Genomic DNA, 22,564 nt, shown 5'->3' on the forward strand with positions numbered 1-22,564 from the left:
TGCCATGCACAATCGCCTCCAGAATCATTTTCGAACTGCGGCTGAAGCCGCTGAGGCGCGGGTCTCGGCAGCAGCGGCCGCGGCTGATGAAGCCGTCGCCGATTTTGCAGCCAGCGGCGAAGGCATCGTGAACCGGACGGCGCGTTCGGTTGCGTCACACCCTGCCCTGGCTATCGGCGCCGCCTTCGCGGTTGGTCTTCTGATTGGCAAATGGGTGAAGCGATAATGGCGTTCGATCGACGTCCCACGACTGCTGCACCTGCCGCCTCGATGAGTCGGAGCTTCCGTCAGTTGGGAAGCGACGTACTCACGCTGATGGAACTGCAGGCTGAACTACTGCAACTTGATGTGCGGGAGTGGGTGCACAGCTTTATTCGCCCGCTCGCTGCACTGCTTGCCGCCGCGATTATTTTGTTGGCGACGGCTCCGATAGCACTGCTCAGTTTTGGCTACCTGCTAGCCGCCAAGACAGAGCTGCCATTGTGGGGCGCCATGATAACCGCAGCCGCAACAGGCTTCGCGCTCGCGATTATCTCTGCCGGCATCGGCGTCTGGATGCTGAAGCATGACCGGCGAATCCTCGATCGGTTTAGCACAGAACTTCGCAAGAACGTCCACTGGCTAAAAGAAACCCTACGCACCACGCCCGACGACGGCCCGCGATAGCCCGCCTTCGTCTCACGGTGGTTTAGCGTTCACCTCCTCGGAGACTTATCGCAATGTCTACCGCCAACTACTCAGAATTCGCTGAACGTACCGGCGCACGGCCTCCTGCCTTCGGCGGCGACGACCAACTCGCTCGCGGCCTCGACGCTTGCGATGCGGCGACCACGTTCTTCCGAGAGTATGCCCGCGAACGTCCCGAAGTCGTCGCATTGTGGGCGTTCGGCATCGGGTTCGTGCTCGGTTGGAAGCTGAAGCCGTGGTAGCGAGCACGCATCGCGTCATTAGCCCCGGGCTCCACCCGGGGGTCGGTCACCATTCCGGTAGGCATCGCGTTGCGCGCGGTTAGCTCACCCCCGGGCGGAGCCCGGGGCTAGGAGCGCTCTCAGTCTCCTTCGACGACCTGCCCGACTTGGATCCCGAGTTCCCGCATCTTATTGCGGAGGCTGCCGCGGGTGATGCCGAGTCGCAGGGCGGCCTTCGATTGGTTCCCTGCCGTCTCGCGTAATACGCGGGTCAGCAGATAGCGCTCCATGAACTGCAGCGATTCCTGGTAGACGTTCTCCGAGCCGGAATTAATCCGCTCGTCGAGGAACGACGCCAGATCGACGGCGCCTCCGTCATCGCTGGAAGAGGCGCCAGCCACGCGTCGCGGCGCTGAGCCTGGCTGCAGATACTCAAGGATATCTTTCGGCAACAACTCCGGCACGATCGTCGGACCGGTCGCCATGAGCATCGCGCGGCGGACGGCGCCCTGCATCTCGCGAATATTACCCGGCCAAGGGTACTTCTCCATCAGATCGAGCGCTTCGGGCGAGATGCTCGTGATCCCCTTGCTCAGCTGGCTGTTGAACCGCTTGAGGAAGTGATCTAGCAGCAGCTTCAAATCTCCCTGGCGTTCCCGCAGGGGCGGCAGTTGGATCTCGAAGCCGTTGAGGCGATGGAACAAGTCGAGCCGGAACTCGTTGTCCTCGATCATCTGTTCCAGATCGCGGTTGGTCGCCGAAATGAGCCGCACGTCGACCGAGATCGTGTCGTGCCCGCCGACGCGTTCGAACTTCTGTTCCTGGAGCAACCGCAGTACCTTGCTCTGCGTTGCCGGCGACATGTCGCCGACTTCGTCGAGGAAGATCGTGCCGCCGTTGCACTGTTCGAAGCGGCCAATATGGCGACGGTCGGCGCCGGTGAAGGCGCCCTTCTCGTGACCGAACAACTCGCTTTCCAGCAGGGTGTCGGTCAGGGCGGCGCAGTTCACCGCCATAAAGCACTGGTCATTGCGATGGCTGTGCTGGTACAGGGCCCGGGCGATTAGCTCCTTGCCCGAACCGCTCTCGCCGCGGATGAGCACGGTGACGTCCTGAGCCGCGACGCGGCCAATTTGCTTGTAGACCTCCAGCATCTTGGGGCTGCGGCCAACGAGCACGTCGCTGTCTTCGGAATCAGTTTCCGCTTCTTGCAAGCGGACCGGCGAGTTCATCAGCCGGCGGGTCTCGAGCGCCCGTTCGACCAACGAGCGAACCTGGCGAATATCAAGCGGTTTGAGGAGATAATCGTACGCCCCCATCTTCATCGCTTCGATCGCCGTGTCGCTGTCGTTCGTGGCGGTGATGAAGATGACCGGCAGGCGGAGATCGATTGCCCGAATCTCGCGGGCCAGCTCCATGCCGGAAACCTCCGGCAGGAGGATATCGAGCAGCAAAACATCGGGCTTGTGCTCGCGCAAGGCGGCCATGCCCGACTCCGCGTCGCTGGCAGTGTGAATCTCGACGTCCGAATCGGCGAACGCCTTTTTGACCAGCAACAGGACGGTGCGGTCGTCATCAATTACCAACAAACTCGCCATTGATTCCTTTTCTCCGAGCTCAATTGCGGCGCTCGGCGGTTATTCGATTTATCTCCCCGGCGTCTCGGGCGCACGAAGGCCCCCGCCGCCGTTGGCAGAAGTTTTCGATTCTATCTCGGCCATCTAAATTTACGAGACTACCGAATCGATTTGGTCTGGCAGAATCCCCCTAACATCCCAAGCCGGCCAAGGCGTAGAGCACAGTGGCAATAGTAGAGTCGCCGCCCGCCAAGGAAATAGCCGGAATACCCGATTCCGACGAATCGTTGTCGGCTCGATTAGAGGCGGGGGCGATTGGCTAGCAGCTCGCGTAATGCGGCCTTTCCCACCGGCTTCGTCACGTGGTAGTCGAAGCCTGCTTCCTTCGACGCTCTGCGGGCTTCGTCGTGCCCGTAGCCGGTGACCGCCACCAGGTAGGCTGCGGCGGTTTCGGGTAACGACCGCAACGCCCGGCAAACCGCATAGCCATTCATCTCGCCGGGGAGGCTGATATCGCACAGCACAACGCGGGGCTGAAATTCAACTGCTTTCGCAACGGCCGCGGCGCCATCTTCGGCAGTCGCCACCATGTGGCCGTCGAGTCGCAGCATATGGTTGAGGGCGAGGAGCGCATCGCGGCGGTCATCGACGATCAGAATCCGCTCCTGACGAGCGAGTTCTTCCCCCTTGGCTGGCGGCTCTGGCTGCGCCAACTGCGGCGGCGTCGACCGGGGCAGCGTGATGGTGAACTCCGCCCCCTGCCCTACCCCGTCGCTATGGGCGCGGATGCCGCCGCCGTGGAGTTCCACCAACCCCTTGGTGAGCGCCAGCCCCAGTCCCAAGCCGCCGCGGCTCCGCTCCAGGCTGTTGTCAGCTTGGTTGAACGGTTCGAAGATCCTCGCCAGCGTTTCGTCGGTCATGCCGATTCCCTGGTCGCGGACCACGATCGCGGCGTCGCCAACAGCGTCAGCGGCCTGCGCGTGGAGCGTCACTGAGATGACGTTCGGGCCATCGCTGAACTTGTAGCTGTTGTGGATGAGGTTCGAGAACGCCTGAGCCAAGCGGGCCGAGTCGGCGAAGACCCACGCATCTTGCTCGGGCAGTTCGATCTGGAGTTCGCATTGCTCCAGCAAACGGGCCTTGCGATAGTCGTCGATCGTGTCCCGCAGCAGTTCGCGGAGGTTCACGTGCTGACGGCGTAGCCGCAGCTTGCCGCGAGCGATCCGCGAGACGTCGAGCAGATCGTCGACGATCCGCGACATTTGCGCCGCCTGCCGCGCGATGACGGCCTGCATCTCGTTCGCTTCTTGATCGAGATTGAGCATCGCCAACACTTGGGCGCCGGTGACGATCCCCGCCAGCGGGTTGCGCAGTTCATGGCCGAGCATCGCCAAGAAATCGTCTTTACGGCGATCGGCTTCACGCAGGGCGCTTTCGGACGCCTTCATGTCGGTGATATCGACCGAGCAGCCGACATAACCCAGGAAGGCTCCGTCCGCACGGAACCGCGGCGTGCCGTTCACGCTGAGCCAGCGATACTCCCCATCGGCGCGACGCATGCGCAGCTGCGCATCGATCGCTTGCTGCAGCTTGAATGCTTGTCGGTAACTCTCGATAAAGGCTTCGCGCTCGTCTTGGTGGATGAATCGCGTCCAATTCATGCCCTGCAGTTCGTCGAGTTCGGCCCCGACGAATCGCATGTACTCCTTGTTCACATACTGGCAGCCGCCGACGCCATGGATCCAGATGAGCACCGGCGCGTTATCCGCCATGCTGCGGAAGCGGGCTTCGCTCTCGCGAAGGTCGCTCTCGATCCGCTTGAGATCGCTGATGTCGAGATTGATGCCGACCCAGGCGATGATGGCGCCATGCTCGTCGCGCACCGGCACGCCACGCGCCAGGACGGGATGCCACTTGCCATCGACGCCGCGAAAGCGATGCTCGACGTCCCATGCATCGCCCGATTGCACGCACTGCCGCCACGCGGCGATTGTTTGCTCGACGTCGTCGGGATGGAGCACGTCGGTCCAACCAGTGTCGGAGCATTCTTGCTGCGTCATGCCGACAAGATTGAGGAACGACTCGCTGCAGTAGATGTTTCGTCCCGCGGCATCGCAGATCCAAATGCCGTAGTCGATCGACTCGCCGATGGCGCGGTACATCAGTTCGCTGTTCCGCAGCGCTGCTTCGCCTTGCTTGCGCGCGGTGATGTCGACCACCGTGCCGATGTAACCGATGCGACGACCGTTCACATCGCGAAGCGGTACGGCGTTCCCCTGCACCCACGTGACAGCGCCGTCAGGACGCCGAAAACGAAATTCTGCCGACGACGACGCCTCTTCGGTAAGCGCCTGCTGCCAACCGGCAAGAGCTGCCTCGCGATCGTCGACGTGGATCGCGCTCATCCATCCCTTGCCGCGAGCTTCGTCCGCGGATAGGCCGGCCATCTCGCACCAACCTTCATTGACGAACATGTTGTCGCCGTGAAGATCCGTTTGAAAAATGCCGACCGGGGCATGGCTCGCCAAGGTGCGGAACCGCTCTTCGCTCGCTCGGAGCGCCGCTTCGCCTTGCTTGCGATCGGTGACGTCGAGCGTCGCGCCGAGCATCCGCACGGCACGGCCCCCTTCGCGAATCACCGAGCCAGTGCTGAACAGCCAAATGGTCTCACCGCTCGGTCGTTGTGCGCGGAACTCAAGCTCCAGCGGCGCATCTTTCTCAACAGCATTGGCGAGCGCCTGCCGCACGAGCCTGCGGTCGTCGGGATGAACAAGCGATTCGAACCCATCGGCTCCAGGGTCCAAATCTGCCGGCGTTACGCCGACGATGCCCTGCAGCGACTCTGACCAGGAGACGCGGTTCTCGGCAATATCCCACGCCCAAACGCCGACCTTGCCGGTCTGCGTCGCCAGAAGCAATCGCCGCTCGCTCTCACGGAGCGCTTGCTGCGCCTGCTTGCGATCAGTGACGTCGACCGCGACGCCGCCGACGCCAACGATTTCGCCAGCGGCGTTCCGCAGCGGGAACTTTGCCGCCAGAAAGTGCCGATCAACGCCCAACTGTGGAATCGTCTCTTCGAATTCCGCCGCTTCGCCAGATGTCAGAACTTGCTGATCTGCGGCGCGAAGCGCGTCGGCCACTTCGCGCGGCATCAGGTCGTAGTCGGTCATGCCGATGACGCCGCGCGGCTTCCCAAGCGACTGCGAAGCGACCGGATTGCAAAGCGTGTAGCGCCCTTCAAGATCCTTGATGAAAATCGCCACTGGGGCGTTCATTGTCACGGCGCGGAATCGCTGCTCGACGTCGCGGAGCGCTTGTTCGTGTTGCCGTTCTTCAGTGAGGTCGCGCATCGCGCCGATGACGCGCACGGCCTTCCCTTCGCTATCTCGAATCACATGGCCGCGCGTTGAGACGAGCGCGTAGCTGTCATCGGCGCGCTGAAATCGATACTCGGCCGACCAAGCCGTCTCTCCCTTTTCGATCGCAACCTTGATGATGCGCAAAACGCCGTCGCGATCCTTCGGGTGGATCTTGTTAACGCCCCAGTTCAGGTCGCCGCCAATCTCGGCGGATTGGTAGCCAAACAGCGTCTCCGCGCCTGCGTTGCGAGCCACGAGATCGGTTTCAAGATCCCAATCCCAGATGTAGTCGCCAGTCGCTTCGGCCACGAGACGGTAGCGTAGCTCGCGTTCTTCGAGCTCCGCCTCAGTCGCGCTCGCGAGCAGCGGGTTCCATTCGCAGAGAAATCCGCCAGGCTGACCATCGTCATTGAGTAATGCTAGCAGCGTGAGCGAACCTGCTCCGTCGCGTCCTTCGACGCCCGCGATGACAATTGGCGTCATGGCGTTCGAGCTGTCGCTCATCGCAGCGAAAATCTGATCGCCGGCGACCTCCCAAACGTCGTTCCATAAATCTGTAGCTGGAGCGCCGACTGCCTTCGTGCGATCGGCAAACTGGCTCTGAAAGCGATCGTTCGCCAACTGGGCGAAACTCGCTCCCCACCACACCGCTTGCGGACGTTGGCTGGCCAATACGATGTGCAGCGCCGTCCTCAAACTAACGGGCCACGCCTGCGACTCGCCAAGTGGATGCTTCGACCAGTCAATCGCCTTGAGTTGCCGCCCCAGCGCGCTGAGGCCCCATGGCGGCGTCGCGGCATCACTGGGGAGCGGAGCATTCATTCGGTCGGCCCGGGATCGAAGCGCAAGTCGTGCCGCGTCACCCCGACGTGGTCCAGCGTTGATTATCGCCCCGCCATGCCTCTATCGCAATCGACCTTCACGGCCATCGCGGTCGAATTGCCTGTAGTCTACAGCCTAAGCGTCGACGTGGGCGTCCGCAGACTCGGCGTGGAGTTTCACTTCCTCGGCAGGCGACTTTTCCAACGCTTCCTCGATCTCGGCCAGATGAAGCGGGTCGGCCTTAGCGACGATCAACGATTTGCCGCGCCGCAACTCTTCTTCGTAATCCTGAGCGTGGTCTTCCTTGATCCCCCACCCCGTCATGGCGCCGACGAGGCCACCAACGATTCCGCCGGTGATGCCGCTCGCGATAGCGCCGACAAACAAGACTGGCCCGAGACCCGGGATGACCAACAGCGCTGAACTTGCGAGCAGACCTAGCGTCGCGCCGGTGGCGGCCCCGACGGCGGCGGATTTCTCCATCTCGTCGCCTTGAGTCATCGGCCCCGCCGCGTCGAGACGCTCAGCAGTGTCGCGGCTGATGATCGAGATATATGATCCATAGCCTAATGCCTCGAGATCCCGTCGAGCGTCGCTCGCCGCTGCATACGTTCCAAAAACCGCAACTACGCAATCTTGTTTTGGCATCGAACTCTCGCCTCCAGTAGTGTCTGAACGCCGAACAATTAGCTAACTCAAACAGACGCATTACTCGGCGCGTCTGCAAATAACTGCATTGCGTGTGCCAATTTCACTCTGACGAAGTGTATCAGAACTCGAAGCCTAGCCATTCCACCAATAACAAAAGCCGCCGAGTCGCTAACGACTCGACGGCCTGGGTCGTGTCCCTGATAGCTGGCGAGCGACGCTTACCGCATTGCGTGATTGACGCCGTCGCCAACTAAATGAGTTGTGAAATCGGACCGCCGCTGGCGAGGATCAGCCTCGTGGCGATCGGCGGGATAAGATGCCGCCCTTAGGCGGGAGCTCGACTGGCCGTCGCAAGACAAGGTCGTACGAGCCCGGCTTGGAACAGCAGTTCCAGACAGCGTCGTTCGCCGAGGATGGCGCGATTCTCCCGCTCCTTCCGCGACCAGCTGCGCCGAATTTCGTTAACACGCGATTGGATGGTTCGTTGGCTCATCACATCTCCCTCCTGTTCGTGTCCCCCACGGGCCCTTACTAGGCCCCGTTTCTCAGTTGATAAAAGTATTAGGCAAACGTCGTGCCGAGCCGCTCGTTGTTCCGTCAGGCGACCGAAAACTGTTCGGTCGCAGCACGTTACGTTGCCGCCGCCATTGCTTGGCTTCTCCTCGCACAGCACTTGGAGAAGATTTATTCGCCAGCCGGCCTAAAAAACTTCCAGCCCGGTCGGCGGCCGTCCAAGTGAACGTCGACGCCCCTATTTACGGCACGACCGGCAAGGTAGTTCGCAAGTTCCTTGCGATTGCCTCGCCAAGCGTTCAGCGTTTTTTCTCGCTGTGTAGAAAGATGCGGAAAGCTTTGCGTTATTCCGCCTCCGCTGGCGCCTGACGGGCGCTCTCGAGCAGCGACAACTGCCTGAAAAGCGGGGAGCAATTGCGGTCCACGGCATCGAAGCAGCTTGATCAACGCGTTCATCCCGCTCGCCTCAACTCCTCCTCGCTCCCCACGCGTCTAGGTACAATGAGAGGCTCGAAGAGGGACTAAACTCCCGACTTTTCCTGCTATTTCTCCCTGCGGCTCTCGGTGCGCTGCAAGGGCTCTCCCGGCACCCAACGGAGTTCTCCCTGATGAGTCGCCACTCGACTGCTTCACGCCGCACGTTCCTCAAAACCGCGGCCGCAGCGAGCACCGCGATCGCGCTGCCGACTTTCATTCCGGCGCGGGTGCTCGGACGCGAAGGCGCCGTCGGTCCCAACGATCAAATCGTCATCGGCTTCATCGGCGCCGGCGGCCGTGCGCGGCAGTTGATGGATCAGGTGCCAGAAGGGGGCCGCATCGTCGCGCTGGCCGATTGCTTCCCTGAGCGGATGGCCGAGACCCTCGACCAGAAGAAGCAGCAGTGGAAAACGTACACCGACTATCGCACGATGTTCGATAAGGAGCAGCTCGACGCGGTGGTCGTGGCGACTCCCGATCATGGTCGCACCCTCCCCTGCATGCGGGCGATGCAAGCGGGGCTCGACATCTACGCCGAAAAGCCGCTCACCGCCTACATCCGCGAAGGCCGCATCCTCGCTGATGCGGCGCGGAAGCTGGGCCGCGTCTTCCAGGTCGGCTCGCAACAGCGCAGCATGGAGATCAATGACTACTGCTGTGCGTTCGTCCGCGACGGCAAGCTCGGCAAGCTGAAAAAAGTGCTCGCTGTCAACTATGTCGGTCCGCAGGCGATGCAAAACTTCCCTGCCGAGCCCGTGCCGACCGGCGGCGACTGGGACGTTTGGTGCGGCCCGACTGAACTGCGGCCGTACAACGGTTCGCTTCGCTTCGCATGGATGGGCTGGCGCGACTACTCGGGCGGCGAGATGACCAACTGGGGCGCTCACGGCGTCGATCAAATTCAGTGGGCCCTCGGCAAGAGCCACACCGGCCCGGTCGAGCTGTGGCCGATCACGCCCGGCCCGAACGGCAAAGTTGGCATGCGATACGACGACGGCGTCGAGGTGAGCTTCGAGTTGGAGAACACCGGACCGATGGGGGGCGGCATCTTCGTCGGCGAAGACGCGAAGATGGAAATCAATCGCAACAAATTCGCCACCAACCCGCCCGGCTTCGCGAAGGACGCCCCCAAGCCAGCCGTGCAAGACAAATGGGAAGGCGACGGCTGGATCGCGCGGCCGCACATTCAAAACTGGCTCGACTGCATCCGTACCCGTGAGTTGCCGAACGCCGACGTCGAGATCGGCCACCGTTCGATCAGCGTCTGCCACTTGGCAAACATCACCCGCGAAGTGGGCCGGCCGCTGAAGTGGGACCCGGTCGCCGAGACGTTCCCCGAAGACCCCGAAGCTTGCAAGCTGCTCGACCGCCCGCGCCGTGAAGGATACGAGCTGCCGGTCGTTTGATCTTCACTATCGAGCTGACTGAGTTATTTGAACCACGACGGCACAACGAGCACGACGTAAGACCAACACCATGAATGCGATGACTACCTTGACCTACTTCTTTCCCCGTCGTGTCCTTCGTGCCGTCGTGGTGCTCCTCTCCTGCGTCTGCCTCGCCGCGAGCGCCGCGGAGAGCGAGGCCGCCGAGCAGCCGAACATCATCTTCATCCTCGCCGATGATCTCGGTTACGGCGATCTCAGCTGCTATGGACAAAAGAACTTCAAGACGCCGAACCTCGATCGCATGGCGAAGGAGGGGATGCGGTTCACACAGCATTACGCCGGCTGCACCGTCTGCGCGCCGTCGCGGGCGTGCCTGCTCTCGGGCCAGCATACGGGCCACGTCCACCAACGAGCGAACGGCCCGATCGAGTTCCGGCCCGATCCGCAAGACATCTCGATCGGCCGACTGCTGAAGAACGCCGGCTATCACACGGCGATGATCGGCAAGAGCGGGCTCGCGTGCAACTCGCAGAACGGCAACCATCCGGCTGAGAAAGGCTTCGATCACTTCTTCGGCTACATCAGCCATGGCGCCGCCCACCGTTACTACCCCCAAGTGCTGTGGCGCGACGGCGAGAAGGTGCAGTATCCCGACAACCACGGCAAAGAAGGGAAGCACTACTCGACCGACATGTTCGTCGCCGATGCGAAAGAGTACATCAAGGAACACAAGGACGGGCCGTTCTTCCTTCACCTCTCGCTGCAGGCGCCGCACGCCGACCTGAACGTCCCCGCGAAGTGGCGCGACCCGTTCGTCGGCAAGTTCAAAGAAAAACCGCACACCAAAGACAGCCACTACCGCAACGAGACGCATCCGAAGGCGACCTTCGCCGGGATGGTGACGAACCTCGATGATGCGGTCGGCCAGATTCTCGACGAGCTGAAGGAGCAGGGAATCGACGAGAACACGATCGTGATGTTCGCCAGCGATAATGGCCCGATGAGCGAAGGAGGTTGGGATCGCAACTTCTTCAACTCCGGCGGACCGCTCAAAGGGGGCAAGCGCGACATGTACGAAGGGGGCGTCCGCGTGCCGATGATCGCGTGGCAGCCGGGCAAGATCGCCGCGGGCGAGACGAGCGACCACGTCTCGGCGTTCTGGGACTTCGTGCCGACCGCGTGCGAGGCAGCAGGAATCAAACCGCCGGCCGATACAGACGGCCTCTCCTACCTGCCGACGCTCTACGGCAAGGGCGAGCAGCCGGAGCACGATTACCTCTACTGGGAGTTCCACGAGCGCGGCGGCAAGCAGGCCGTGCGACAAGGCGATTGGAAGGCCGTGCGGCTCGACTTCCAGACCGATCCCAGTCGGCCGCTGGAACTGTACAACCTCGCAGATGATCTGGCCGAGACGAAGAACGTGGCGGCGGAGCATCCGGAGATTGTGGCGAGGATGCGGGAGATCATGCGCAAGGCGCATGTCGATACCGAGCTGTTTAAGATTCCTGCAAACTGAGATCTTGCTCGTGTTTCCGTTCGATACGCGACGCCCAACGGCGCGCGGACTGGTCGCCTAAGCGACCAGTCCGAACCCTCGCTTGGGTGTGCGCCCGGTTCGCTTACGCGAAGATTTCGATGCCTAGGAGCTTGGGCTCGGTCGTTGCGATCTTGCGAGTGCGCGCCCGGGCGACGCTCGGTCGGCCGTAGAGAATGAGATAGGCGATGAATCCCGGGACGCCAAGCAGAAACGCGGCAACGGCCCAGGCGACGGGACGCGGGCGGTTATTCTCGCGCTGCCAGCGGTAGACGAATACGGCGAGAACAGTCGAGAGGACGAACAACCCAAGCGAGACTTGCCACGATCCGACGGTAATCTCTTGCAGCGCCTCGCCAAAGGTACTGCCAGGGTGGACCTCTACCCATCCAAGAGGAGCAAACCAGACCATGCTCGGCGCGTACAGCAACAACAATGGCGCCGCGAGACAGAGAATTATTGCTGCGGCAAACGGCGTTGTCTCCTCGCGACGATTCGTCGTCACCTCCTCGGTGCGGAGGACCTCGCTCGCGGGGCTCAGCCAAGTGAGATGGCGAATGGTTGCTGTGGGAGTGTTCTCAAGCCGCTCGACGACCAATCGCTCGTTCGTGACTGGATAGACGTTGACGGCCGCGCCGTGCAGATCGGCCGGCAGCCGATACTCGACTTGCTCGCCATTCGACGGATTTAGCAGCACGACGCGCTCCGTCGTGCGGATCACCAGCCGCGGATTCCTTGGCGCTTGTATCGCCTGGAAGTCTTCATCGGCCTCCTGCCCGGCCGCTGCCTGCTTCGCCTCGCCGGCCTGCGCGCGGGAGGCTGGAACCCCGGCCATCGTCAGTGCCAGAGGGCGAGGAATGGCGGCAATTTTCTCCGTACTGAGCGCTTGAAGCTTGATTTCGAGGAGATCGTCTCCATCGAACAGGTAAATGTTCGGCGTGGGCGTCGCCCCGCCAATGTCGAGCCCGCTGTATTGGTTGCTGAATGACAATCCGCTCAACTTTCTGCCAGTCACCAAGCCAGTCGAGTGGTAGAAGCGCGGCCCCACTTCAAAATAGTCCTCCTTGTCCGGGGGCGTGAACTGAAAGCCCGCACGACTGAGATACTGGCTAGGGAGCTTTGATTCGCGATTATAGCCAACCAAATAGGCGCGCCCGTCGACGGCGGCGTCGCGCACGACAAACCAGCGAAGGTGGTCTTCGCACCAGAGTATTCTATTGCCCCAATTGATTGGCCCCTCGGTCCAAGGCAGGGGACGATTATTACCGACAAGAATCACCGGATTCGCCAGCTCACGGTTTCGCGGAACCTCCTCGCCTGCAAGCGTTTTGTAGGGAAGCCGCCGACTCCCTCCGTTGGAAATCACATATCGATCGAGCAGCGGCTCGCCGTCGATGGCGATGCAAAGCGATTCCGTCGACCTGGGCTGCGAGAAGCTCCCGACGACGGAGACGCCCATGCCCGCGGCGACAATCCAGATCGCGGCGACGCCGATCGTTAGCGAAAGGAACAGCCGCAGCGAGGGGAAGTTTGATTGGCGAGGCATGGGGAGCCTATTGGGAGCGGAGTGGGGAGGCGATAGGTGTTGGCTGGGCGAGATGGATGTAAATCCAACAACATTCGTGAGGTCCCCTCCCCTTGATGGGGAGGGTTAGGGAGGGGTGAAGGAAGCGTGTAATAGCGCTCCCCCCTCCCCAGCCCTCCCCTCAAGGGGGAGGGAGCCGGAACCTTCTAATAATCTGACGTTACTGCTGTCCGACCGAATCAATCCACGCGCTTAATAATCACGTCGTTGGGCGACATCGATCGCCGTGCTCGCGTACAGCGCGGTGAGCGCGAGCGAAACGGCGGCCGCGATCCAAGGCCACGGCTGATAGACCAGAATCAGCGAGACGAACATCGCGCCAATCAGCGGCCCCAATCGCGAGCCGAACCAACGCGCCCGGCGGATGCCGCTCAGGAACGCCGCCGAGTAAATCAGCGGCAGCACGAACCAAACTTGCCACGCGCCGATCGTCATCGACCAGTAAAAGGGGGCTGCAAAGCGTCCCGGCCAAGCGGACCAGAGCGCGTAGAAGATGATGTACGCCGCAACGAAGCCGACGACGAGCAGCATCCCTACCGCGATCTTCAACTGAAACGTCGTGCGCCGGTCGATGGGACGGAATAGCAGGTAGCGATACGTTCCCTTCGAATCTTCCCATGCCGTTTGCTTCAAGCCGACGCCGACGGCGACGCTGTAGCCGATGAGCAGGACCCACGCCCAGAAACCATTCAGAAACGGGATCTCGACCACCGGCGACGTTGAGACGACGGCGGAGAGCAGAAAGTTCAAGCAAAAACCTGAAGCAATCGCGAAGGCCGCCGCCGCCACGATCGGCAGGCTCTCACGCAACTCCTTGAGGACGAGCGTACGAATCATCGGTCGACTCCGTGACAAACAGGGGGAGCGAGCGTTTGGGCCCGCGGGTGTATTCGATGAACGCGTCTTCCAGATTCAAATCGAGCACGTCGATTGCGAGCGGCTCAAGCGACTCGGCCAGTTCACGTTGCTCGGCGTCGAAGCCAACCGTAATCAGTTCGAGGTTCGAGCCGACGTGCCGTGAGCTGACGACTCCGCCGCCTCCCGACCAATCGGGCGGAACGCCGCGGAATTCGAGCGTGACGAGCTTGATCGACTCGCGGAAATGCTCGGTCGGACAATCGACCCGAAGGACGCCGTCAACCATCACGCCAATGCGGTCGGCGATGCGTTCGACGTCGCCCAGGATGTGCGAGCTGAACAGGATCGTGCGACCCTTGCGCTGGATGATTTGAATAAGCGACTCGAGGAAGTCGCGGCGGACGACCGTGTCGAGGCCGAGCGTCGGGTCGTCGAGAATCAAGAGCTCCGGCTCGGGCGCCACGGCAAGCGCGAGCGAGACTTGGGCCCGCTGGCCGTTGGAGAGGCGGCGGAGTTTGCCGCGGCGGGGCAGTTCAAAGTGATTGATGATCTGATCGACAAGCCGGCCGTTCCAACGCGTGTAGAACGGCGCCACGAAGTCGATCGCCTGCTGGATCGTCATCCAGTCGTAGAGCGGATGCCCCTCGGCGATGTAGGCGATTCGCTGTCGCACTTCGGCCGGCATCTCGGCGACGTTGTGGCCGAGAAGCGTCGCTTCGCCGGCGTCGGGCTGCACCATGCCCATCAGCATTTTGATGAGCGTGCTTTTGCCGGCGCCGTTGCGACCGAGCAGGCCGTAGACGCAGCCGCTGGGAATCGCGAGGTTCACCGAGTTTACGACTGGGCGATTGCCGTAGAACTTTGTTAAGCGAGTGGTGGCGAGGGGGAGCATTTTTAGAAGGGAGAGCGAATTAAAGATGGGGAAGTTTTTACTGCATGTCAGTGGTCCGTGGTCAGTCGTCAGTCGTCAGTGGCTGAAATGCCGCAGGCACTAGGCGGCGACAGCAGCCAGTGACGACTGACCACGGGCCACTGACACTTACTACTCCTTCGTTCCTGCGAATTGAAACTGGCCGATCCTTTTTTGGAGCATTTCGGTCACTTGCTCGGCGGCGAAGCCGAGGTGGACGGCTTCGGTGAGGAAGCGGTCGATGAGGGCGGCGAGCCGGCGTTCGCGGGCTTGATTGGTGAGCTCCGCCTGCCGGGAGGCGATGAACACTCCCAGCCCGGGGCGGGTGTTGAGCACCCCCTCTCGCTCGAGCTCGGTGTAAGCACGGGCGATCGTGTTCGGATTAACCACCAGGTCTTTCGAGAGCTGGCGGACCGACGGCAGCCGGTCGCCCGGCTGAACGCGGCCCCGAGCGACGGCCTCGCGGACCTGCTCGATGAGCTGGCGGTAGATGGGCGTTCGGGCGGTGGAATCGCATTGAAATTTCATCTCAACCTCGGCACTGTACCAATCGTACTAGTACAGTGAATTTGGGTCAAGAGATGATTTTTGAAAATCGTGGGAGGTCGAAAATGGTAATGGGGAAGCTGAATGTGAAATGGGGTGTTGGCGTCTCCCCATTCCACATTCAGCATTCCCATTTTCATTGTCACCGCTCCGGCGGCTCGTTGAGCCGCGGCTACTGGGGCCGCAGCTAGGATGCTGAAAATAATTGACTCGTTGCGGGCGCTTCGTTACGCTCCAGGAGTCGTCAATCGGCAAGCAGGCAGCTAGCGATGACGGCTCTTCTCTTGCTCTTTTCTGTTGATTCCACCGAGATGCCAAGCGGCGTCGAGGTACAAGTCTCTTCCAGACGTTTCGGCCGCGGCCTTGCGCCGCGATGGCTGCTCGACGGCGTTTATGTTGTCCCTGCTCATTTGGCATCGGAGAGGTTCCATGCTTGTCGCCCCTCGTTCACGTTGGTCGCTCGTCACGTTGATGGGTCTAGCGATGTTTCTCCCGCAAGCGACCGAGGGCGCTGCATGGATGGACGACTTCAGCGACGGCAGCGTCACGGATGGGAATCCCGTTCCCTGGGTTCTCAACCTCAACGGCGCCGGCCCCTTCCCGGGAACGTACGACGCCTCCGGCGGCGATTTTTACATGAAACCCGCTGCTGGATCGGTCACGAACCAGATGTCGGCGCTCGTGCCGATCACGCTCGGCCCCACCTATGTTCGGACGCAGGGGACTGTACTGCCGGATCCCAACAATCCAAACAACAAAGCGGGCAATCTGGTTCTCACAGCTCGCGTCAACCCGCAGAACCTGACGGGCTACCTGCTGTACCTCGACCTTAGCGGCAATCTCAACATTCAAGCTCTCACCGGCGGCGGCGCGTCCGTCGACCTCGGCGGGGCCGACCTCGCGTTCAACGCCGGCACTGAGGTCGTGATGGAATTCAACGCCGTCGGCAATCAACTGACCGGCTACGCGTGGGCCGCCAACGATCCGGCCGGCAAGCCAGCGCTACCGCAGATCTCGGTCTCGCACTCCAGCTTCACGAGCGGATATGCCGGGCTCGCCTTCGCCGAGGACGCCGACGGGACGGCCGGAATCTACCGCTATGCGGCCGCTCAAGAAACGCCGTTCGTAGACGTGAATCCGTCGAACGGCGACTTCGACGGCGATGGCGACGTCGACGGCGTCGACTTTCTCACATGGCAGCGCGGCTTCGGACTCACTGGGCAACCCAATGCGACCACCGGCGACGCCAATGGAGACGGCAACGTCGACGCGGCGGACCTTGCCTTGTGGAAGAGCCATTTTGGCGGTCCGCCGACGCCAGTCGGAGCGGTGCCGGAGCCTGGTTCGCTGGGGCTGCTGATTGCGGCTGGGATGGCGCTGGCGGCAGTGCAGCGTCGAAGAGCCTTGCGCTAGGAGGCTCGCTCCGGCGGCTCGTTGAGCCGCGGCTACGACACGTTACCGGGCGTAGCTTAGTTCCGTCGCAGTGAGTTGGAGATCGTCTTTCAGTTCGCGCCGCGGGGCGATCTTCAGCTTCTGCAGTTCGCCGTGATACGCGCGGACGGCTTCTTCGGGGGCGAGTTCGCCGTCAGCGACCCGACGAAGGATCGAGACAAACGACAGCGGGTACTCGGCGTCTTTGATTTTGCGCCCGAACAGCGCCACGCGAGCGCCATGCTTCTTCGCTTCGGCAAGCAACGTAAAGGCGTCGAAACTCGTGCCGCTGCTGCCGCCGAGGACGCCGACGATCATGCTCGTGTCGTAGCAAACGAGTTCTTCGAGGACTTCAGGGCCGAAGAAGGGAATCTTGAGGAACTCGGGCCGGCCGCTTTGCGGGACGCCGGCGAGCATGCGGCAGATGTGATCGTTGACGAACGCGCCGACTTCCGGCGCGGGAACGACGCCGTCGATGTTCGGCGCAAAGACTTCCAGAAAGTAGTGGAAGCCACATTGCTCGGCGTAGGCGCGGAACTCGCGAAACGCTTCGAGCGTCGCGTAGTCGCTGTCGAGCGAGTTGTTAAACGTCGCCGAGTAGAGGCCAAGATTCACCTTCGGCTCGCCATCTTCGGTCGCCATCAGGCTGCCATACTGGGCTTCTTCGAGATAACAACTCGCGAACGGCAGCGACGGCGATTGGCGATAGTTGCCGCCGCGCGGGATCCAGACGTCGGTGGCGTCGTTCGCCCGGATCGCTGGCGTGACGTCACTGGCGTCGAACAATCCTTCGCGGTGGGCGAGCAGATCCATCGTCGAGACCGAAGCGAGCATAATATCGACGGCGCCTTGGCGGACGATCTCACGAATCTGGTCGCGGAAGTCGGCGATCGAACGATAGCGGCTCGACCGAGCGGCCGCTTTGTCGGTCTTCGTCGCAGCGGCACCGCCGTACGGTTCGCCGGGGCTCGTGACGCCCCACGCCATGTCGGCGTCCTTCGCATCGGCGAGGATGAAGTGGCCGCAATCGAGATTCTGGCGGAGAGCGGAGAGCTTTTCGACGAGTCGGGACTTCATGGATGGCGAACGAAGAATTTCGCTCGGAACGGCGGTGAGTCGGCAGTGAACGCGAGGTGTTGATATTACCTGCGCGGCTGCGGAGCGACTACCGTGCGAACCCGCGTCGCGACCGTTGGTCGCCGCGGAACGTGACAATTCTTCGTAGTTCTTTTAATGTTCGCGGCGAGTCTAGCCCCGGGCTTCGCCCGGGGGTCGGCCGCCACACCGGTAAGCGTGACGTTGTGCAGCGTCACCCCCGGGCGGAGCCCGGGGCTAGAAGATGTGCAAGCGAAGATTCAACGACGGCGGCGCGAGCCAATGCATGCCAACGCCGCGAGCGACGCCAACGCGAGCGTCGACGGTTCAGGCACGACGCTGCTGATGTAGATTCCTTCCAGCGGCCGCGTGTTCACGCCAGCTTCGAAAGCAAGTTCCACGATGAAGTCGCCGTGATCGTTGAAACGCAGTTGGCCGCCGCCCTGCGGGCCGCCGAACGTGCCCGGCATCGACAGATCGGCGATGGGGCGAATGTCGGTCCCGTCACCGAGGACGTCGACGTTCATACCCGTGATGAGTTGCCGCACCAAGGTCGTCGTGCCGGCGGCGACGTACCACAGACCGACATTCTCATCGGCGAGTTCCGCCACGAACATCATGTCGCCGGCAGCATTTGTATGGACGCCATTAAAGAATTTGAAGGTCGAGTTGGCGCCGGGAGCCGCTTGACCTTCAATCGCAAGGGCCGAGAGTGCGCCGTTGTTCCACTTGTAGATACCATCGGTCGCGGTGACGTCCGACTCGCCGGTGAAGAAGACGTCGTCGTTGCCGCTAATGGTGACACTGGAGAGTAGCCAGTCGAACTTCTCGCCGGGAACGCCCGGCACGTTAGTAATCCCGCTCAAGACTACCGGCTCCAACAAACCACGTGCGGTCGTGAAGAGCCCGCTATTGCCGAAGGCGCCCCAATCGCCGCCCATGACAATGTGGCCGGCATTGTTGATCGCCTCTTTCTGCACGCCACTAAACTTCGTGCCGGCGGGGAGCCCAGGAACGTCGAGATAGTTGGTACGTGCGACAACCTGCAAATTGGCGTCGCTCGTGCCGACGAGCACGGCTTCTTCATCGCCCGACGGGCCATAGCCAACGTCGAACAACGCGACGCCCGTGCTGGTGATGCACGGCGTTTCGAACGATGCATCTTCGACGACAAACGCCGTGTTAGGAATGAGGGTGACGTCTTCTTGCACCAACCGCACTAAGTTGGCCGAGTTCGTTCCGCGCCACAGGCCCAGGTCGTTGTTGCCGACGCGGCCATAGAAAACCATCTGGCCGTTGTTGTTCCCCTCCACGCTGACGAAGGGTTCCCACGGATCGGTGTTGCCTGGCGCATCGGCGCCGCCGACGCGATTGACGAACGCGAGGCCGGCGCGATTCGGGCCAATATAGTTCACGTCGTCCTGATCGACGCCAAAGCTTGCGGGAGCGGCCACGTTGCCGTTGTGGTCGAGAAACCCGGGCTGCGTTTGAACCACTGGCTGGCCGATACCGGGGGCGTTCTGCACGTCGTCGTTGCGGAGAAGGTCGGTGAGGACGCCGTTCTCCCAGGTGAAGATGCCGTTGTGAGAAAAGGGATTGCCCGGCCAGCCGCCCCAAGTGACTACTTTGCGGCTGTTGTTGAGCCCCGAAACCGTGATCGTCGGGGCGTAAAAGAATCCTGTCGTCCCCGGAACGGCCTGAGACTGCAACATCACCGGTTCGAGGTCGATGGCGACGGCTCTGGGCGCGTCGAGCAGAGCAGCAGCGATCGCAAACGAAAGAGTAACAAGCGCTGTACGGCAACGGAGGAGCATGAGCATCATGTAAGCCTCGTGAGAGGAGTCGAAAAGGTCGCCAAGAGCAGGAAGAGCTACTTGCAAAAAAGTGCACCGCCTACTTGTTCGTCGACATGCCGAGGGTAGTGTCGCACAGTAGCCGCCGGTCAACGACCCGCCGGAGCGGCAAGCAACGGTCGAACCAACCAAGCATGCAGCGTAATGGCGATCACGAAATCCGGCGATGCCATGCGTGAAATCGACCGCGTCGTGCGCGGCGACCGCTAATCGGATTACGAGCGGTACTTGCCGAATCGGCTCGGCAACATTGCGCCGCCAGCGGCCAGAAGCAGCAACACGCATGGGGCTGGCTCAGGAACCGCCGCGGACGATGCGTTGCTGGCAGGCGCCGCATTCCGCTGCCAGACAAGAAAGTCGGCCCCGTCGACTGTACCGTTGCGATCGGCGTCACCGTTGGTATTGGTGGTTTGGCTCGTCGAACCGAAACTCGCGCGCCAGATGGCAAGATCATCGCCGTTGACGAAGCCGTCGTTGTTGAAGTCGGCTCCGGCAAGCGGCGCCGCGGCGACAGCCAACGTCCCTGTGGCGAGCAGGTCGCTCGCGTCCCACGCCATCCCGGCAGGGAGCGCTGGCAAATCGAGCGCGAAGACACCGCTCGCCATCGTGAAGTTGAGTAGATCGAAGCTATCACCGACCGTTGGCACGAAACTATCGACGAGCTCGATGCTCAACGTACCGCCGGCGGCGAGCGTTCCGCTGACGACCAATTGGTCGAACCCGCCCGTTGCGGCGGCGGCAATCTGCAAATGGATGGCGCCGCTCTGCATCGTCAAGTCGCCATGGATCTCTGTGATGCCAATCCATTCGCCAGGCGAGATGACGCCCCCTTGATTGACGACACTAAAGTCGACGACGTCGGCCACCAGCGTGCCGCCGGTGAATTCAAACGCGCCGCCGTTCGCACCTTTCGCTAGTTGGCCGACACGCAACCAGCCGTCGCCGGAGAGTCGGTAGACGCCCGCCGCGTTGGCCCCGCTGCCGCCAAGCGTGATCGCATTCGCCGCGACCGCGCCGCCGGAATGATTGACGCTCCCCTGCCCCGCCGCGCCGACTTGCAGCGCGGCGGCGACTTCGATCCAACCGGCGGTGACGTTGAACGTTGCGACGTTCCCGGCGTTCGGCGCTATGGCAAGCGTGCCCGCATGCTGCCCCACGGCGTCGACGGCGACCGAGCCGTTTTGAATCGCCGCGACGTCGTAGCGCGACGGCTGCCAGTTGTGCGTCAGCGCCACGTCGGGGTTCGCATCCCAGTTAGTGATTTGTGCGTACCGCTGGTTCGTGCCGCCATTGAAGATGATCGTCGTCGGCGCCGGCCAGGCTGCGATGTCGTTAATGTACTCTTCGAGATTCGTGTAACCATCGGCGTCGAAGTCGCCGTTGTTGTCGGCGGCGCTCGGATCGAGGCCGTGCGCCAGTTCCCAAAAGCTGGGCATACCGTCGCCATCGACGTCCCAATCGGCGCCGCGATTGTACGGGGCGACGCCGGTGACGGGATCGGCCCGCTTGGCGAGCATCGCCCGCCACTCGACCCCTTCGTTCGGATCGTGATTGAATGGATCGTCGGCCCACGCCTTGATCTTGCCCGTGCCGGTGCGGACCTCCTGGATGATCCGCTCGTCGAGCGTGTCGATCACGTTGTCGCGGGTCCACCAGTTGGCGCCCATGTAGTCGAGGACGCGATTGTACGCCGTGGTGGCCGTATCGGTGACGCCGTTGTACGTTGGCACGCCCCCCGACCATACGGGGCCGGCCTGAAAGCTCGAGGCGCCGAAATCGCTGTTGGCAAGGGCGACGCCATCGTTGGCATCGCCGTCCTTATTCGTGTCTTTCAGATTGCCCGAGTGGTAGACGCGGGTGCCGCTGGAGTTGCTGCCGCTAAAAATGCCCGTGCCGCCGCTCGCCGTCGTGATCGCCGTGCTTGCGCCGCCGACAGGATTGTCGCCGCCCGGACCCGCTCGATAAAAGTTGCCGACGAAGTTATTAAAACTCGGCTGCCCGCTCGCTCCGCCGCCGGCCGTGCCGAACCAGTTGTAAAAAACGTTGTTACGGAAGTCGTTGAACGCCCCTGTGCCGACTTCGCTGCCGACGCGCGGCAGCCGCCCCTTTTGGTGGGCGTACAGATTATGGTGAATGCTGAACTTCGCATTCGAGCCTCCCTGAAGTAGCGAACCGAGGCCGTGGCCGGTGTAGGTAATGCCGCTCGCCTCGGCGTCGGCTTGCGGGTAGTTCTGCCCCTGCGAAATGTTGCTGTACTGGATCGTGACGTTGTTGGCGAGTTCGTTGGCCGAGATCGTTTCGTCGGTGGAGTATGCCGTGGTGACGTGATCGATCATCAGGTTCGTCCCGGTGATGTCGATCGCATCGTAGACGTAAGAGTCCGGAAAATCGCCCGGCGTCGGCTGGATGCCTTCTTCCGGCTTAGAGAAATTCCGCATGCCGTAGCCAGGGGCGATCGTTACGTTGCGAAGGATGGCGTTCGTGCCGCTCGCCTTCACAAGGCCGCCCATGATCGTCACCGGCCCCGGCGCCGTCTGGCCCGCGACGGTGACGTGACTGCCGAGGTTGTAGCGGCTGTTGGTATCCCAGCCGTTGTCGTGGCCGCTCTCGGCGCCGAACCGGCCGAGCCAAAACGTGCCAGCGACGTCGAACACGATCGTCCGCGGCTGGACGACGCCGCTGACCGTGAAGTTGGAATCGCTTAGCCCGTAGCGCAGCGTGCCGACGCCGGCGTCGGTGTAGTTTCTGTCGAGCTTCGTCACGTGGTAGACAAGGCCGCCGCGACCGCCGGTAACGTTTGAAGCAGCGCCATCGGCGCCGGCAAAGGCGGGGAGCGATTGGGCATGCGCGGCGCCGGGTGTGCTGAACGCAACGAGTGCCGCGGCGAGGAGAAGCGTGAGGCGGAGCGGCATGAGGAGAAGACTCGACCGGCTACGTGTTGATGGCGAAGAGAGCCGTCATTTTAAGCTGCGGGCCACCGTCACGGGGCGAATCGGCAACGCCGGTTCTGGATCAGTGAATCTTGCGTTCCGCAACCGCGACAGCAGCCGCCGGTCA

At 62.1% G+C, this 22,564-nt stretch carries 16 protein-coding genes; 6 read left to right on the forward strand and 10 right to left on the reverse strand.

The features are described 5' to 3' along the window. The first annotated feature begins 4 nt into the window (after positions 1-4). The 3 genes from PLANPX_RS23540 to PLANPX_RS23550 are packed head-to-tail and all read left to right on the forward strand — an operon-like array spanning position 5 to position 929. The gene (locus PLANPX_RS23540) at positions 5-226 is read left to right on the forward strand and encodes a hypothetical protein (protein ID WP_152101082.1); all 222 of its coding nucleotides are present in this window, start codon (positions 5-7) and stop codon (positions 224-226) included. Continuing rightward, the gene (locus PLANPX_RS23545; protein ID WP_172992284.1) at positions 226-666 is read left to right on the forward strand and encodes a phage holin family protein; all 441 of its coding nucleotides are present in this window, start codon (positions 226-228) and stop codon (positions 664-666) included. The genes PLANPX_RS23540 and PLANPX_RS23545 overlap by 1 nt, the downstream gene beginning before the upstream one ends. A 53-nt stretch (positions 667-719) precedes the next feature. Further along, positions 720-929, forward strand: coding sequence for a hypothetical protein (locus PLANPX_RS23550; protein ID WP_152101084.1), 210 nt, complete (start codon positions 720-722; stop codon positions 927-929). Between the two features lie 119 nt (positions 930-1,048). Here PLANPX_RS23550 and PLANPX_RS23555 read toward each other — a convergent pair whose 3' ends face one another. From PLANPX_RS23555 to PLANPX_RS23565, 3 genes are all read right to left on the reverse strand, one after another. Continuing rightward, positions 1,049-2,506 (reverse strand): sigma-54-dependent transcriptional regulator, encoded by a 1,458-nt coding sequence (locus tag PLANPX_RS23555; RefSeq protein WP_152101085.1) that lies wholly within the window; start codon positions 2,504-2,506, stop codon positions 1,049-1,051. 278 nt (positions 2,507-2,784) lie between these two features. Beyond that, positions 2,785-6,666, reverse strand: coding sequence for a PAS domain S-box protein (locus tag PLANPX_RS23560; RefSeq protein WP_152101086.1), 3,882 nt, complete (start codon positions 6,664-6,666; stop codon positions 2,785-2,787). Between the two features lie 135 nt (positions 6,667-6,801). Beyond that, positions 6,802-7,314 carry a hypothetical protein gene (locus PLANPX_RS23565; RefSeq protein WP_152101087.1) on the reverse strand — a complete coding sequence of 171 codons (513 nt, stop codon included), beginning with the start codon at positions 7,312-7,314 and terminating at the stop codon, positions 6,802-6,804. A 1,124-nt stretch (positions 7,315-8,438) separates the two neighbouring features. On the opposite strand from PLANPX_RS23565, the gene PLANPX_RS23570 reads away from it, so the two are divergent. Then, positions 8,439-9,713, forward strand: coding sequence for a Gfo/Idh/MocA family protein (locus PLANPX_RS23570; protein ID WP_152101088.1), 1,275 nt, complete (start codon positions 8,439-8,441; stop codon positions 9,711-9,713). Positions 9,714-9,792: 79 nt separating this feature from the next. Then, a complete protein-coding gene (locus PLANPX_RS23575; protein ID WP_152101089.1) occupies positions 9,793-11,211 on the forward strand; it encodes an arylsulfatase in 1,419 nt (472 codons plus the stop codon). Between the two features lie 103 nt (positions 11,212-11,314). Here the strand turns inward: PLANPX_RS23575 and PLANPX_RS23580 are convergent, their stop codons facing one another. The 4 genes from PLANPX_RS23580 to PLANPX_RS23595 form a co-directional block, all read right to left on the reverse strand. Further along, a complete protein-coding gene (locus PLANPX_RS23580) occupies positions 11,315-12,775 on the reverse strand; it encodes a hypothetical protein (protein ID WP_152101090.1) in 1,461 nt (486 codons plus the stop codon). Between the two features lie 231 nt (positions 12,776-13,006). After that, a complete protein-coding gene (locus PLANPX_RS23585) occupies positions 13,007-13,651 on the reverse strand; it encodes a hypothetical protein (protein WP_152101091.1) in 645 nt (214 codons plus the stop codon). Continuing rightward, complete coding sequence (locus PLANPX_RS23590) at positions 13,617-14,564, reverse strand: ABC transporter ATP-binding protein (protein ID WP_152101092.1); 948 nt, start codon at positions 14,562-14,564, stop codon at positions 13,617-13,619. Before PLANPX_RS23590 ends, PLANPX_RS23585 begins: the two co-directional genes overlap by 35 nt. Positions 14,565-14,714: 150 nt before the next feature. Next, positions 14,715-15,110 carry a GntR family transcriptional regulator gene (locus tag PLANPX_RS23595; RefSeq protein WP_152101093.1) on the reverse strand — a complete coding sequence of 132 codons (396 nt, stop codon included), beginning with the start codon at positions 15,108-15,110 and terminating at the stop codon, positions 14,715-14,717. 447 nt (positions 15,111-15,557) lie between these two features. Here PLANPX_RS23595 and PLANPX_RS23600 point away from each other — a divergent pair, with 447 nt between their 5' ends. Beyond that, positions 15,558-16,541, forward strand: coding sequence for a dockerin type I domain-containing protein (locus PLANPX_RS23600; RefSeq protein WP_172992285.1), 984 nt, complete (start codon positions 15,558-15,560; stop codon positions 16,539-16,541). Between the two features lie 42 nt (positions 16,542-16,583). Here PLANPX_RS23600 and PLANPX_RS23605 read toward each other — a convergent pair whose 3' ends face one another. From PLANPX_RS23605 to PLANPX_RS23615, 3 genes are all read right to left on the reverse strand, one after another. Then, positions 16,584-17,636 (reverse strand): hypothetical protein, encoded by a 1,053-nt coding sequence (locus PLANPX_RS23605; protein ID WP_152101095.1) that lies wholly within the window; start codon positions 17,634-17,636, stop codon positions 16,584-16,586. Between the two features lie 278 nt (positions 17,637-17,914). Beyond that, entirely contained in the window at positions 17,915-19,477 is a 1,563-nt protein-coding gene (locus tag PLANPX_RS23610; protein ID WP_172992286.1) for a DUF7453 family protein, read from the reverse strand. A 245-nt stretch (positions 19,478-19,722) separates the two neighbouring features. Then, positions 19,723-22,419: a hypothetical protein gene (locus PLANPX_RS23615; RefSeq protein ID WP_152101097.1), complete on the reverse strand. Its 2,697-nt coding sequence runs from the start codon at positions 22,417-22,419 to the stop codon at positions 19,723-19,725. Between the last annotated feature and the right edge of the window lie 145 nt (positions 22,420-22,564).

The sequence above is a fragment of the Lacipirellula parvula genome, from assembly GCF_009177095.1.
GTDB lineage: Bacteria > Planctomycetota > Planctomycetia > Pirellulales > Lacipirellulaceae > Lacipirellula > Lacipirellula parvula.

Excerpts from the sequence above, each read along its gene's own strand:
- PLANPX_RS23540 (WP_152101082.1), top strand. The coding sequence starts at position 5 with ATGCACAATCGCCTCCAGAATCATTTTCGAACTGCGGCTGAAGCCGCT.
- PLANPX_RS23545 (WP_172992284.1), top strand. The coding sequence starts at position 226 with ATGGCGTTCGATCGACGTCCCACGACTGCTGCACCTGCCGCCTCGATG.
- PLANPX_RS23550 (WP_152101084.1), top strand. The coding sequence starts at position 720 with ATGTCTACCGCCAACTACTCAGAATTCGCTGAACGTACCGGCGCACGG.
- PLANPX_RS23555 (WP_152101085.1), bottom strand. The coding sequence starts at position 2,506 with ATGGCGAGTTTGTTGGTAATTGATGACGACCGCACCGTCCTGTTGCTG.
- PLANPX_RS23560 (WP_152101086.1), bottom strand. The coding sequence starts at position 6,666 with ATGAATGCTCCGCTCCCCAGTGATGCCGCGACGCCGCCATGGGGCCTC.
- PLANPX_RS23565 (WP_152101087.1), bottom strand. The coding sequence starts at position 7,314 with ATGCCAAAACAAGATTGCGTAGTTGCGGTTTTTGGAACGTATGCAGCG.
- PLANPX_RS23570 (WP_152101088.1), top strand. The coding sequence starts at position 8,439 with ATGAGTCGCCACTCGACTGCTTCACGCCGCACGTTCCTCAAAACCGCG.
- PLANPX_RS23575 (WP_152101089.1), top strand. The coding sequence starts at position 9,793 with ATGACTACCTTGACCTACTTCTTTCCCCGTCGTGTCCTTCGTGCCGTC.
- PLANPX_RS23580 (WP_152101090.1), bottom strand. The coding sequence starts at position 12,775 with ATGCCTCGCCAATCAAACTTCCCCTCGCTGCGGCTGTTCCTTTCGCTA.
- PLANPX_RS23585 (WP_152101091.1), bottom strand. The coding sequence starts at position 13,651 with ATGATTCGTACGCTCGTCCTCAAGGAGTTGCGTGAGAGCCTGCCGATC.
- PLANPX_RS23590 (WP_152101092.1), bottom strand. The coding sequence starts at position 14,564 with ATGCTCCCCCTCGCCACCACTCGCTTAACAAAGTTCTACGGCAATCGC.
- PLANPX_RS23595 (WP_152101093.1), bottom strand. The coding sequence starts at position 15,110 with ATGAAATTTCAATGCGATTCCACCGCCCGAACGCCCATCTACCGCCAG.
- PLANPX_RS23600 (WP_172992285.1), top strand. The coding sequence starts at position 15,558 with ATGCTTGTCGCCCCTCGTTCACGTTGGTCGCTCGTCACGTTGATGGGT.
- PLANPX_RS23605 (WP_152101095.1), bottom strand. The coding sequence starts at position 17,636 with ATGAAGTCCCGACTCGTCGAAAAGCTCTCCGCTCTCCGCCAGAATCTC.
- PLANPX_RS23610 (WP_172992286.1), bottom strand. The coding sequence starts at position 19,477 with ATGATGCTCATGCTCCTCCGTTGCCGTACAGCGCTTGTTACTCTTTCG.
- PLANPX_RS23615 (WP_152101097.1), bottom strand. The coding sequence starts at position 22,419 with ATGCCGCTCCGCCTCACGCTTCTCCTCGCCGCGGCACTCGTTGCGTTC.